The following is a 13,084-nucleotide window of genomic DNA, read 5'->3' on the forward strand; positions in this document are numbered from 1 at the left end:
CTCGTCAACGCCCTGGAGCAGGAGAAAGCCCAGGGAAAATCAGGCCAGATCGCCGAGCGGCTCGCGCGCTGTGACCTGATCATCCTGGATGAACTCGGCTACCTGCCGTTCAGCGTCTCCGGCGGCGCGCTGCTCTTCCATCTCCTGAGCAGGCTTTACGAGCGGGCAAGCGTGGTCATCACCACCAACCTGAGCTTCAGCGAATGGGCTGGCGTCTTCGGCGACGCCAAGATGACTACCGCGCTGCTCGACCGCCTCACGCACCACTGCCACATCGTCGAAACCGGCAACGACAGCTTCCGCTTCAAGGCGAGCGCCGCCGCGACAAAAGGACGAAAGGAGAAGGCCAGAAACTTGACCCAAACCTGACCCCAAACCATAAATTGAGGCGGGTCAGTTCTCAGCGGAAATCCCGGGTCAGTTCCTCGTGGAAATCAACAGCAAGGCATCGTCCGGCGATTATCGAGCCAAAAGCCTTCGGCGGCTTGCTGCGCGCCGTTGGTGGGTATGATGGAACGCCGGAAACATGCGCGGCCCTGAAGCTCTTGCCCTGGGTTTTTGTCCGCCCCGGCGAGTTGCGCGCCGCCGAATGGTCGGAAATCGATTTTGAAAAATCGCTCTGGACCATACCGGCGCCCAAAACGAAAACGAAACGCATCCCGCATTTGGTTTATCTGCCGCCGCAAACCGTCGCCTGTTCCTGAGTCCCGGGCGGTCAACGCCAGCATCAAGGCGCGCGTCGATTTCCGCCAGCAGAACCTGATGGGCGACTTTTCGCACCTCGGCGTTTTCGACGTCATCTTCTGCCGCGACGCGCTGATCTATTTCGCCGCCGAGCAGAAGCGCGACGTCCTCCACCGCGCCGCGCGCTGCCTCGCGCCCGACGGCTACCTGATTCTCGGCGCCGCCGTTTGACTGCGAGCAGCGGCCAGAACGTCCGCTGGACATGCTGTCGCCGACTTTCGCTCGGAAAAAAACGCCCGAAAAACTCCCGGCTCAAGTGTGGCGCATCTGCTACGGTGTTCCAAAAACGCCGTAGTCGCGAATCCCGCTATACGCGATCGCATGACGATAGGTTAGATTCCATTTCTCTGACGATTCTTGTCGAACGCGTTTTTGGGGGGCCTGGGATGGCGCGCAGGAAGATTGTGGCGGTTTTGGCTTCGGCCAGCGTTGTGGCGACATCGACGATGCAGGTGTTGCTGGCGACAGCCAGCATTACGGCGCTGCATATGGCTCTGGCGCCGAGCGAGGCGCATGCCGAAACCTGCCTCACCGGCGTGACGACCACCAACGCGGCCGCCGTGACGGGTCTCAATGTCACGAACGCCAACGCTGTGACCGGGGTGACGACCGGCACGACGGGCGTGCTGGGTTCGGCGGGCCTTACACAAAACACGAACGGCGTGCAGGCGGGGGTCGATTTTGCTGGCGACATCTTGATTGGCAGCGCCAGCAATATCACGGTCATCCAAACAGACGGCAACGCCCAGGTCGTCAACGCGGTCACTTCGGTGACTCCCACGTCCGCTGCTTTCGTCTCAGGCGTCACCTCGAACACCGCCGCCTTCGTCAATGGCGTGACGGCCAGCAATGGCGGGGCCTCCGCGCCCGCGGGTTCGTTCGGCTGCGGCCCCGGCGCAAACGCTGCGGGCATCGCCGCGGCGGCTTTCGGCACTAGCGCCAACGCGTCCGCAGATTCTACGACGGCCTTGGGAGCAAACTCCAGCGCATCGGCGACCGAGGCAACGGCTGTGGGGGCAGGCGCAAGGGCCCTGGCCGTCGACGGCGCCGCCTTCGGCGCCGGGGCCAGCGCCCTGGGCGTCGCCAGTGCTGCTTCCGGATCGGGCGCCACCGCCGCGGCCGCCGATTCGGCGGCCTTTGGCAGCTTCGCCAACGCCGCCGCCATCCATTCGACGGCCGTCGGCACGGCCACCCAGGCGACCGGGGCGGGCTCGACCGCAATCGGCAGTTCGTCCGCCGGCGTCTCGGCGAACGCGAGCGGCGCGAACGCCACCGCGCTTGGCGGCAATTCCACCGCCAACGGTCTGAACGCCATCGCCATCGGCAACGGCGCCGCAGCCGGAACGGGGGACAATGCGATCGCCATCGGGACGGGCGCAATCGCGACGGGCTCGGTCGCCATAGGCGCCGCCGCCAACGCGTCTCTCGGCAACACCGCCGTCGGCGACGGCGCCACGGCGAACGTGGGCGTGAACAGTTCGGCTTTCGGGCAAGGCGCCCAGGCGTTGGCGGTCAGTGCGACGGCGGTGGGAACAGGCTCCACCGCATCGGCGGCTCAGACCACGGCCGTCGGAACCGGCGCCACCGCCAGCCAGAGTTTGGCGAGCGCCTTCGGGCAGGGGGCGCAGGCCACCGGCGTCCAGGGCGCCGCCGTCGGCGCCCAGGCCAAAGCCCAGGGGCTCAACAGCTCGGCTTTCGGCGCGGCCGCTATCGCCACCAGCGCTGGTTCCACGGCGCTCGGCGCCGCCTCCAACGCCTCCGACGTCAATACGACCGCTGTCGGCTCTGGCGCGCAGGCCAGCGTGGCGGGCGCGACCGCCGTCGGCGTCTCCTCGGGCGGCGTCGCGGCGAACGCGAGCGCCACCGACGCCACAGCGCTCGGCGGCAACTCCGCCGCAAGCGGCGCCCAATCGAGCGCCCTCGGCTTTGGCAACGCCGCGACCAACACCAACAGCACGGCCGTGGGCGCGGGGAATACGGCGTCCGGCGCGAACAGCTTCGCGGCGGGCTTCACGAGCGCGGCGTCCGGCGACTCGTCGGTAGCGATCGGCGATACGGCGCAGGCGACGCAAAATTTGTCGACCGCCATCGGCGCCAACGCCCAGGCGACGGGCGTTCTGTCCACCGCCGTCGGCGTCGGCGCCACCGCGTCGAATTTCCAGACCACAGCGCTCGGCGGCAACAATCTCGCGAGCGGCAACACGTCGTCGGCCATCGGCTGGGAAAATACCTCGAACGCGCAAAACAGCGTGGCGCTCGGCGCCAACAACTATGCAACCAACACGAACGCGACGGCCGTCGGCAATTCGAACATCGCGTCCGGGATGAACAGCTTCTCGGCCGGCTACAGCAGCGTAGCGTCCAGCAAATCGTCCGTGGCCATCGGCGACACCGCGTCGGCGTTTGCGACAAACTCGACAGCCGTCGGAAGCTCCAGCACCGCCTCGGGCGCCAACAGCTTCGCGGCGGGCTTCAGCAGCACCGCGTCCGGTGTTTCTTCGGTCGCCATCGGCGACACCGCGTCCGCGTTCGCGACAAACGCCACGGCCGTCGGAAGCTCCAGCACCGCCTCGGGCGCCAACAGCTTCGCGGCGGGCGTCGGCAGCACCGCGTCCGGCGTTTCTTCGGTCGCCATCGGCGACACCGCTTCGTCCTTGGGGACCAATGGCGTCTCGATCGGCGCGGGCGCCGTCGCCGGTCCCGGAACCAACGCAATCGCCATCGGCACGGGCGCGGTGGCGACGGGATCGATCGCCATCGGCGCCGCCGCGAAGGCCGCGTTCGGCAACACCGCCATCGGCGACGGGGCGGTGGCGAACGCCGCCGCCAACGCCTCGGCCTTCGGACAGAATGCCGCCGCCTCGGGCGCGCGCTCGACCGCAGCCGGCGCGGCGGCGGCGGCGAGCGGACAGGGTTCCACCGCGCTTGGCTACGGCGCCGTCGCGACGGGATCGAATTCGGTCGCCCTCGGCGCCAACTCGGTCGCTGGCCAGGCCAACACGGTTTCGGTCGGCGCGCCCGGCGCGGAACGGCGAATCACCAACGTCGCCGCCGGCATTCTGCCGACCGACGCCGTCAATGTGTCCCAGCTTACGGCCGTGCAGAATCAGGTCAACGCCGTTCAACGCGAGGCGCGGCGCGGCATCTCGGCCATCGCGGCCATGCCGCCGATCCTCACCCCGTCCGCTTCCGGCAAGTTCACCGTCGCGGTCGGCGGCGGGTTCTTCCAGAGCCAGGGGGGAATCGGCGTCACCGCCGCCTATCGCTTCGATGCGCCGATTCCGGTCTACGCGTCCGCCTCCTACGCCAATGGCGGCGGCAATCAGAACGTGTTCCGCGTGATGGGCGGCTTCGAATTCTAGCGGGAATTCCGATTTCGCGGCATCGCGAAAATCTGTATCGTTCCTTGTCGGCAATCTTCAAGCGAGGCGGGCTCCGCTTCGCTTGATCTGCTTTTAAGGTCTTGCCTCATGGAAGGTCTTGCCTCCATGCCACCACTGCCTTCGTCGCTGGCCCCGTGGCGCCGCGCGCCGCTGGCGGCGCGGCTTGCCTGCGTGGTCCTCGCCTGTTTCGCCGCCTGGTCGGGAACCGACGCCGCGCGGGGCGGCTCGATCCTCCTTGCCCAGACCGGCGATCGCCCCCCGGCCGACGCTGGCCAGGCCGAACCGCCGGCTTCGCGGCCCGCGTCGAATGCGGCGGGCAAGACCGCGCCGAAGCCAAAGCCGAAGGCGGCGCAGGCGAAGGACAAGCCGCCGGCGCCGGCGCCGGCGCCAGCTTCATCCGCGCCGCCCGCGCCGATCCAACCGGCGCCGCCGGCCCCGCTGCCGGTGGGCGCCGCCGAGCCGCAGCCGCTGGCCCATGCCGCGCAGGCCGGAGTCAAGGCCTGCCTCGACGGTCTCGTCCGCGCCGCCAACGCCACCATCGACGCGCCGCACACCGCGATGTCGAACTGGTACACCGGCGCCGCCGATTCGCATGTCTTCGAATCGATCGTCTCGCTCACCTATCCCAACAAGGTCGCTCCGCGCGCCGCCGTGGTCCTCCTCGGCTCACCGACCTCGAACCATGGCTGCGACACATCCTATATTCAGGTGTTTCCGACGGCGCGGCCCTGCAACGAAATCCAGGGCGATCTGCTCAAGGAAGGCAAGGTCGCAGCCAACCTGTCCGGGCTGGCGGTCACGGTCGGCGGCAATGGCGCCCGGCAGTTGCTGCTGCCCGCGCCCGGCAATGGCTGCGTCATCGTCGTTGTCGGCCTGACGTTCGGGAAATGAGCCGTCAGCCTCGGTCTGGCGCTTGCCCGTTCGCGTTTCGCTTCCGCCGCGCGCGAGGCCGACGCGGTGATGCTCTCGTCCGAGGCTTTATTGAAGAAGTTCGCGAGGCCGAACAGCCGCGTCACATTCATCCCCAATGCGCTGGACGCGGAACTCTGGCGCCTGCGCAACGAGGGCGAGCCCGCGAGCCTGCGCCAGGCCAAAAGCCGGATTCGCAGCGACCGTGACACCATCGGCTATGTCGACACACCAACGCGCGACGAAGACCTGGACGCCGTTCGTCATGCCGGCGCGGACCTGCAGAAACGTTTTCCGGGTCGGATGGACTTTCAGGTTATCGGCGGGTTCCGCGATGCGAAGAACGCTTTCGCCAGCGTCATTCCCTTACCCTTGGCCAATGATGATCAGAGCTTCCTGCGCTGGTTGCAAAAAGTCGTCTGCCGGGATATCGGCGTTGCGCTGCTCGTCGCCAATCGTTTCAATGCCAAAAAGAGCTATGTGAAATTTCTCGAATGCGGCGCCTTGGGCATGGCTACGCTCTGTTCCAACGGGTCGGATTATGCGCGCGTCGTCAAGGCTGGCGAAACGGGCCCGCTGATCGAATACACCAGCAGAGCTTGGCTCAGTGCGCTTTCCAATCTCGTGCGGAGCCCGGAGGAGCGGATCGGCCTCGCGCGCAATATGTTCCGACGACGTGCGGCGGCACCACACCCTGGACAACGTCGCCGGGGCGAGTCCGACCAGTGCGGACCAGATTGCGGCGACCATCGATCTTTTTGACGCGGTGAACGGCTACAAGGATTTTGCCGCCTTCAACATCGAACAGGCGCGCAATTTCAAACGGCATCTGGACGCGGCGATCAATCCGAAAACGGGCAAGCCGCTTTCCAAGGCGACGACTTATTCGCGCTTGATGGCGTTGAAGGATTTTTTCAAATGGCTTGCCGGCCAGCCCGGCTAAAAGTCGAAACGCACCTATTCCGAAGCCGACTATTTCAACCCGTCAAACAATGACGGCGCCATTGCAAATGCGTCGCGCGAAAAGCCAATTCCGACCCTGAAGCAAATCCGCCACGTGCTGGCGACCATGCTGGTCAAGCATGTGGACATAGGGCGCCGCACGGTCTTTCGCGACGCGCGCAGCGTCCGCACCAAGAACCGCAAGACGATCACCTCGACGTTTTTCCCAATCGGCGAAGACATCGAGCCGATTGTCATCGAATGGGTTGGATTTCTGACCAAGGAAAAATTATTCGGCCCGGATGATCCCTTGTTTCCATCGACGAAAATTGCGCTGGACGAAAACAAATTATTTGCGCCGGTCGGCCTCACGCGAAAATGCTGGACCAATCCCGGCGCCATCCGCCGGATATTCCGCCGAGCTTTCGAAGGCGCGGGCCTGCCGTATTACAATCCGCACCTTTGCCGGAGGACGCTTGGCGTCTTGTGTCAGCGCGTTTGCAAGACACCTGAAGAAGATAAAAGCCTGGAGCCGAAATTTGGCGCACGAAAACGTCCTGACGGCGCTGGCGAGCTACGGCGCCGTTGCATCGCATCGCCAAGCTGAAATAATGAATGCGCTGGCCATGCCAGATCCGGCCGCTGCGAATCCATTTGCTGGATTGGACAAGGCGGCAATCCGGGCGCTGTAGTTGGCGCTGGACAAGGAGGGCCAAGACGCCCAGCAAAAAATTTGCTGGTATCACAATTCTTTTCGAAAAAATTATTATTTTAAAACAATTAGTTCTAGCTACAATTCGATTCCGCCCCCGGCCCCCTTTTCGACAACATGGGTTAAGGATCGCGCGCCCTGCCGGCGCTGCCTGGCGTCCGAGCGCGAGACTCTCACGGATTTTTCTATCGATTCGCTCGCCCGTCAAATCGAGAGTTGAAACCCTCGGACGGGCGCCGGCGCACGACCCGCGAAAATGTTTCGAACATCGGGTTCCCTGCCAGCCGCGATCCGGCAGCGACGGCGGCACACAAAAGAAAGACCGCCTCGCGGCGGTCTCTCCAAAGTCAAAACGGATTTCGACGCGGTCAGGCGGACAGCGCAGCTTCCCGGCGCTTGCGGCCATAGCCGACGAAGCCAAGACCCGCAAAGCCCGCCAGCATCATGCCCCAGGTCGAGAGTTCGGGAGCGGCGAGCGCGAATTCGAAGGCGGTGGGGTTCGTCGCGAACACGACGCTCTTGTAAGCCTGCGGCAATTTGAAGTCGATCAAATATCCCGCATGGTTATTGTTGTCGATGCCAGAAAAATTATTGTAGAGGTCAGCTGCGTCCACCCGGCCGATCAGCGCGCCGGTCCCGCCCGTTCCGGTATAAAACGACACGTAATTGTCGTTGTCCGTGGTCGTGTAATTCGGCGAACCCCAGACGATCTTCAAGTTCGAACCCGAGAGGTTGAAGCCGACGCTGCCGCCACCTTCGCCGATATTCCACCAATGGTGGCTCGTATCGCTGGGGCCGAAAGGATCCCAGCCCTGGTTGGACAGGGAAGAACCGACCCAGGCAAACTGGAGAAGCGCTCCCGTAGCCGCAAAGGCGACAGGCTGGGGATAGTCGGGCAAAGACGGATCGGCGAGTCCCGAGTTGGTCACCGTGATCCCGTCGATTACCGCAGACGCCGCATGCGCGCCAGCAGAAAAACCAACCATGAGGGCAAGAGCCGACGCGGCGCCAAGATACAGAGCCTGTTTCATTAAATCACCTTTATTTATGATGCGCAGCTTACGTCTTCCGCAATGTTGGAAAGCGGCAGGCTGCGGAGCCAGATACGCTTGACTGGATTTCCTGAATTCCAGCCTCTATTCCACGGTAGATAACCGAGATATGCTTGTAATTAAATACGGGTAAATACGGATAGCGGGAAAATACGGATAAGGCGTTCATCGGCCATTCCCGCCGGTCCGCCATTGACTTTGGCTGTTAAAATTATCCTCATTCATCAATGATCCAGGCAATTTCAGGCGACCAAACCGGTTCGCCTTGGACGGTGTCTGCGCCAAGCCGTCGCGCCTTGCCGGCGCGACAATTGGCGCAGGAATTTCAGGGTGCAAAAAATTATATATTTTCATCGAAACTTCGAAGCGGGCGACGCCGCCTTCCCCCGCGTTCGGCCTCGCGCGATACCCGTCCGCAGGTTCGTGGTATTGTTGCGGCCAACAAAGCCCTTTCGCCCTATAAGGTCCGAGTCCCTCCATGCGCCCCTTCCCCCTGCTTCTCGCCAGCCTGGCGGCGATTCTGGCCGTTCCGGGCGCCGTCCGCGCCGATCACGCCGGCGATCTGCGCGCCACGCTGGCGCGGATCAAATTACCGCAGGGTTTTCATATCGCTCTCTACGCCCTGGCGCCGGAGGCGCGCCATCTCGCGGTCGCGCCCGACGGCGGAACCCTCGTCGTCGGATCGCGCAGCGACAAGGTTTACAAGATCGCCATAGGCCTCGATCCTGAGCCGAAGGTCGAAGTTTTCGCGGCGAGCGAAAAATTCGTGCTGCCCAACGGCCCCTGTTTCGCGCGGGACGGGACCCTGTTCGTCGCCGAACTCAACCGCATCCTCAAGTTTGCGCCCAAAGACGGCGGCTGGGACGAAGACCATCCCGAGGCGATCGTCCCGCAGGACCAATTGATCCCGCCAGCGGAGGCCGGCAACAACAGCCACAGCCGCCGCGTCTGCCGGATCGGCCCGGACGGCCGGCTCTACGTCACGATCGGCCAGCCGAATAATGTGGCGCCGAAAGAAAAAATGCCGGTTTACGATCGATGGGGCATGGGCGGAATCATCCGCCTCAATACCGACGGGACCGGGCGCGAGGTTTTTGCGCGCGGCATCCGCAATTCCGTGGGTCTCGACTTCAACCCCGCGGATGGCGTGTTGTGGTTCACCGACAATCAGGTCGATCTGATGGGCGACGACATTCCGCCCGGCGAAATCAACAAGGCCGGGAGCCCCGGGCTGAATTTCGGCTTCCCGTGGTATGGCGGCGGCCATGTCCGCACCCGCGAATATGCCGGCGAGACGCCGCCGGAGGAACTGGTCTTTCCCGAAGTCGAAGAGGCCGCCCATGCCGCCGATCTCGGCCTGATCTTTTATCGCGGCGCGCAGTTTCCGCCGCAATGGCGCGGCATTTTTTCCGCCCAGCACGGCTCTTGGAACCGCAGCGTCCCGATTGGCGCGCGGGTGATGTTCACGCCGCTGCGCGACGGCAAGCCCGGCCCTTCTGTCCCCTTCGCCGAGGGCTGGAACCCCGGCAAGACGCCCTATCTTGGGCGCCCCGTGGACGTCGCCGAACTGCCGGACGGCTCGCTGGTCGTCTCCGACGATCAGGAAGGCGCGCTGTACCGGATTTTCTACAACGGCGAATGAGCGGAAAAACCCGTTCAGCGCGCCGGCAGGAAGCCCGGAACATGGGTGCGGATGGCCTGCGAAAAAGCGGGCGAAGGCAAGGCGTCGGCGGCGATGGCGCGGGGAGAAATTTTCGACTTTTCGCGCAATTGCGGGAAAGGCAGGCTGCTGTCGAGCGCCCCGCGTTCATAGGCGAAGTCGGGGAGATAGCCCGAGACCAGCACCCGCCAGTCGAACGGCATCCCCGGCGCGACCGCGCGCACGATGTGGAACACCACGGTCGTGCAATTGGTCGTCAGCGTATTGTACCAGCGCGGCCGGTCGGCGAGATCGTTGGCCTCGTCGACATAGGTAAGCAAGATTTCGCGCGCGACGACGGGGCGCGTGTTCATCCGGAACAGCCGGACGTCCTCGCGGCGAACATTGGTGCGCAGCCGGATGATGTCGCGCTCGTCGCCGGCCAGCGAGATCAGCTCCGCCGTCTTGAACAGCCCGCCAAGCGCCGAAAACTGCTGGCCCTTGCGCAGCCGCATTTCGATCGACCAGACCAGGAACCGCCCGTCGGAAAAGCCGAAACTCAGCAGCGTATGGGCGATCGGCTCGCCCATCCAGTAATTGGCGAGAAGATCGACGCTGACGAGTTTGGACAGGTCATAGCGCCGGGTTTCCCAGCGCGGCGTGAAATCGCTTTCGCTGCGCCAGTCGAAATCGCGCACGTCGGTGAGGGTCAAGATATCGCCGTCCACACTGCCGCGCACGGTCCGGTCGAGCCCCCCCGCCCAGTCGCCCTCATTGGTCGGCAGAATCGTGGACCACCAGGTCAGCAGCGCGGCGACCGCCAAGGCCATCGCGCCCAGGGCTTGCCATCGCCGCCCGGAAAACAGCCCGGCCGCGCCGCCGAGCAGCAGGACCAGCCACAAGCCGCACAAAAGCAGGCGCACAGGCGCGGCGAAGGGCGCCTGAAACCATAGCGCACCCGCGCCCCACAGCGCAAAGCCGACCGCAGCCAGCGCCAGCGCCCAGAGCGACAGGGATCGAAAAAACCTCAATGCCGACCTGCGAAGCGAGAGGGAGATGCGCGTTGGTAATGGCGCCCGAGCGGTCTGTCCAGCGCCCATATCCAGAGAAAGCCGCGTCGGGAAAAAGCACAGGCGCTCTTGCGTCGCGGCCAGCGCAAGCCATGGCGCGGGCGGCCGTTTCATGGCAAGAAAGCCTTAACAGACTGCTGAAAAATGCTTGAGTTGATCCCCTCGTGCTTCGAGACGCGATGCTTCGCACCGCTCCTCAGCATGAGAGGATCAATGGAAACGACAGGGTAGCCCTCATGGTGAGGAGGCCTCCATAGCCCGTCTTTCGACGGGTTATGGAGGCCGTCTCCAACCACGAGGGCGGTCCACGGATTTTAAACAGCCTGTCAAGTCGCCGCCTTCCGGAGGAAAACCCGTCCTTGGACAAAGTCCTTTCGATCAGCAATCTGACCAAGACCTATGACAATGGCTATCGCGCGCTCAAGGGCGTCGATCTCGCCATCGAGCGCGGCGAAATCTTCGCCCTGCTTGGCCCCAATGGCGCGGGGAAGACCACTTTGATCGGCATTGTCTGCGGCCTCGTGCGCCCGAGCGGCGGCGAGGTTCTGGTCGACGGCTGCGACATCGCCACAGACTATCGGGCCGCGCGCAAAAAGATCGGGCTGGTGCCGCAGGAACTCTCGGCGAACATGTTCGAGTCGGTGTGGGGCACGGTGACGTTCTCGCGCGGCCTGTTCGGCAAGCGCGCCGATCCGGCCTTTGTCGAACGGATTTTGCGCGACCTCTCGCTGTGGGACAAGAAGGAGTCGAATATCCGCCAATTGTCGGGCGGCATGAAGCGCCGCGTGCTGATCGCCAAGGCGCTGGCCCATGAACCGGAAATCCTGTTCCTCGACGAGCCGACCGCCGGCGTCGATGTCGAATTGCGCCGCGAGATGTGGGAAATGGTGCGCCGCCTGCGCGACAAGGGCGTCACCATCATCCTCACCACCCATTATATAGAGGAGGCCGAGGACATGGCCGACCGGATCGGGGTGATCGACAAGGGCGAAATCATTCTCGTCGAGGAGAAGCACGCGCTGATGCGCCGCCTCGGCAAGACGCGGGTGACGGTCGGCCTGAGCCGGAAGCTCGACGCGATCCCGCCCGGACTTTTCGCCCGGCCGCTCGACCTTGCGGAGGACGGCCTGTCGCTCGCCTTCACCCAGAAGGGCGAGGACGACAGCGGCGCAGGCGCGGAGCCGGGACTGGCGGATTTGCTCAAACAGCTTGCCGCGCGCGGCATCGACTTTCGCTCGGTCAACGCGGACCGCTCGTCGCTGGAGGATATTTTCATCGATCTGGTGGGGAAAAGCCGATGAACTGGATCGGCGTCGCCGCGCTCTACAAATTCGAACTCGCCCGGACCTGGCGGACCCTGTTCCAGTCCATCGCCTCGCCGGTGCTTTCCACCGCGCTTTATTTCGTGGTGTTCGGCTCGGCCATCGGTTCGCGCATGCCGCCGATCGACGGCGTGCCCTATGGCGCCTTCATCGTGCCGGGACTGATTTTGCTCGCCGTACTGACCGAAAGCGTTTCCAACGCCTCGTTCGGCATCTATCTGCCGCGCTTCACCGGCACGATCTATGAAATCCTGTCGGCGCCGGTTTCGGCCATCGAGGTGCTGCTCGGCTATGTCGGCGCCGCCGCCACCAAATCGGTGCTGCTCGGCCTGATCATCTTCGCCACGGCGCGGATTTTCGTCTCGTTCGAACTCGTCCATCCGTGGTGGTCGCTGGCCTTTCTGGTGCTGATCTCGGTGACTTTCGCCTTGTTCGGCTTTCTGCTCGGCCTTTGGGCGGATGGATTCGAGAAATTGCAGATCGTCCCGCTGATGGTGATCTCGCCGCTGACCTTCTTGGGCGGCACCTTCTACTCGATCAACATGCTGCCGACGCCGTGGCGCAAGATTGCGCTGTTCAACCCGATCGTCTATCTGGTCGATGGTTTTCGTTGGGCCTTTTATGACATAGCCTCGGTCGGACCGGCGATCAGCCTTTCGCTGACCCTGGCCATGCTGCTGATCTGCGTCGGTCTGGTCATTTACGTGTTCAAGACCGGCTATCGCCTGCGGACCTGATTCGAGGCTATGGCTTCAATCCTGCATGCGAATCCTGACAATGCCGGAAAGCTTTCGGATGAACGACAGCGAAGAATGGGTGGTGTGGAACGGTTCGCTGGGCGTGCTCGACCAGGCCAGGATGGGCCGCGTCGAGGAGGCCCCGTCCGGCCGTATCGCCTGGCTCGCGGCGCCATATGACGTGGTCGGCCCCTTCAGCCTCGACGAACTCGAAAATTTTGGCCGCGTCCGTTTCGGCGCCTGCCTCGTCATGTCGCGGCGGATATGGAAGGCGGATCAGGACAAGCTGCGCTCCGAGACGCGCGAAAGGCTCTGGGCCTTGGCCATGGGCGTCAACGCGCCCAACGACGCTTCCGCCCATCGCGCGCGGCTCGAATTGCCGCCCTGGGGCGCATTGACGGCGGCCGAAATCAACGCCGCCTTCCGCCGCCTCGCCAAGACCGTCCATCCCGACGCCGGCGGCCGGCATGACGACTATATCCGCCTGACCGAAGCCCGCGACGCCCTGCTCGAGCGGGCGACATCGATGAATTAGTTCCTATTCCGCCGGTCACGCCGCCAGATCGGCGACCAC

Annotated in this window: 14 protein-coding genes; 11 read left to right on the top strand and 3 right to left on the bottom strand. The window is 64.1% G+C overall.

What is annotated here, in order from left to right; genetic code table 11:
- Positions 1–369: ATP-binding protein (locus QZY01_RS18040; protein ID WP_294539991.1), on the top strand; the 369-nt coding region annotated here is incomplete at its 5' end.
- A 65-nt stretch (positions 370–434) separates the two neighbouring features.
- On the opposite strand, the gene QZY01_RS18045 is transcribed toward QZY01_RS18040, so the two are convergent.
- Positions 435–728, bottom strand: a complete 294-nt coding sequence (locus tag QZY01_RS18045) for a hypothetical protein (protein ID WP_294539994.1) — start codon at positions 726–728, stop codon at positions 435–437.
- Between QZY01_RS18045 and QZY01_RS18050 the strand changes: the two genes are divergently transcribed.
- The 6 genes from QZY01_RS18050 (at position 727) to QZY01_RS18075 (ending at position 6,670) form a co-directional block, all read left to right on the top strand.
- Positions 727–915, top strand: coding sequence for a CheR family methyltransferase (locus QZY01_RS18050; RefSeq protein WP_342394910.1), 189 nt, complete (start codon positions 727–729; stop codon positions 913–915). The genes QZY01_RS18045 and QZY01_RS18050 overlap by 2 nt on opposite strands.
- A 215-nt stretch (positions 916–1,130) precedes the next feature.
- Positions 1,131–4,106 (top strand): hypothetical protein, encoded by a 2,976-nt coding sequence (locus tag QZY01_RS18055; protein WP_294539998.1) that lies wholly within the window; start codon positions 1,131–1,133, stop codon positions 4,104–4,106.
- A 126-nt stretch (positions 4,107–4,232) separates the two neighbouring features.
- The gene (locus QZY01_RS18060; protein ID WP_294540000.1) at positions 4,233–5,018 is read left to right on the top strand and encodes a hypothetical protein; all 786 of its coding nucleotides are present in this window, start codon (positions 4,233–4,235) and stop codon (positions 5,016–5,018) included.
- 90 nt (positions 5,019–5,108) lie between these two features.
- Positions 5,109–5,798 (top strand): hypothetical protein, encoded by a 690-nt coding sequence (locus tag QZY01_RS18065; protein ID WP_294540002.1) that lies wholly within the window; start codon positions 5,109–5,111, stop codon positions 5,796–5,798.
- 4 nt (positions 5,799–5,802) lie between these two features.
- Positions 5,803–5,979 carry a hypothetical protein gene (locus QZY01_RS18070; protein WP_294540003.1) on the top strand — a complete coding sequence of 59 codons (177 nt, stop codon included), beginning with the start codon at positions 5,803–5,805 and terminating at the stop codon, positions 5,977–5,979.
- 475 nt (positions 5,980–6,454) lie between these two features.
- Positions 6,455–6,670, top strand: a complete 216-nt coding sequence (locus QZY01_RS18075) for a hypothetical protein (protein ID WP_294540004.1) — start codon at positions 6,455–6,457, stop codon at positions 6,668–6,670.
- Between the two features lie 388 nt (positions 6,671–7,058).
- On the opposite strand, the gene QZY01_RS18080 is transcribed toward QZY01_RS18075, so the two are convergent.
- Positions 7,059–7,721: a hypothetical protein gene (locus tag QZY01_RS18080; protein ID WP_294540005.1), complete on the bottom strand. Its 663-nt coding sequence runs from the start codon at positions 7,719–7,721 to the stop codon at positions 7,059–7,061.
- A gap of 499 nt (positions 7,722–8,220) precedes the next feature.
- Between QZY01_RS18080 and QZY01_RS18085 the strand changes: the two genes are divergently transcribed.
- A complete protein-coding gene (locus tag QZY01_RS18085) occupies positions 8,221–9,384 on the top strand; it encodes a PQQ-dependent sugar dehydrogenase (protein WP_294540006.1) in 1,164 nt (387 codons plus the stop codon).
- Between the two features lie 14 nt (positions 9,385–9,398).
- On the opposite strand, the gene QZY01_RS18090 is transcribed toward QZY01_RS18085, so the two are convergent.
- On the bottom strand, positions 9,399–10,412 hold the full coding sequence (locus QZY01_RS18090) for a DUF4105 domain-containing protein (RefSeq protein ID WP_294540007.1): 1,014 nt from the start codon (positions 10,410–10,412) through the stop codon (positions 9,399–9,401).
- Between the two features lie 398 nt (positions 10,413–10,810).
- Between QZY01_RS18090 and QZY01_RS18095 the strand changes: the two genes are divergently transcribed.
- Genes QZY01_RS18095 through QZY01_RS18105 form a run of 3 tightly spaced genes read left to right on the top strand, consistent with a single transcriptional unit; the run spans position 10,811 to position 13,045 of the window.
- A complete protein-coding gene (locus QZY01_RS18095; RefSeq protein ID WP_294540008.1) occupies positions 10,811–11,752 on the top strand; it encodes an ABC transporter ATP-binding protein in 942 nt (313 codons plus the stop codon).
- Complete coding sequence (locus tag QZY01_RS18100) at positions 11,749–12,510, top strand: ABC transporter permease (RefSeq protein ID WP_294540009.1); 762 nt, start codon at positions 11,749–11,751, stop codon at positions 12,508–12,510. The genes QZY01_RS18095 and QZY01_RS18100 overlap by 4 nt, the downstream gene beginning before the upstream one ends.
- 58 nt (positions 12,511–12,568) lie before the next feature.
- A complete protein-coding gene (locus tag QZY01_RS18105; RefSeq protein WP_294540010.1) occupies positions 12,569–13,045 on the top strand; it encodes a J domain-containing protein in 477 nt (158 codons plus the stop codon).
- Positions 13,046–13,084: the final 39 nt, after the last annotated feature.

This window comes from uncultured Rhodoblastus sp., from assembly GCF_903903185.1.
Lineage (GTDB): Bacteria > Pseudomonadota > Alphaproteobacteria > Rhizobiales > Beijerinckiaceae > Rhodoblastus.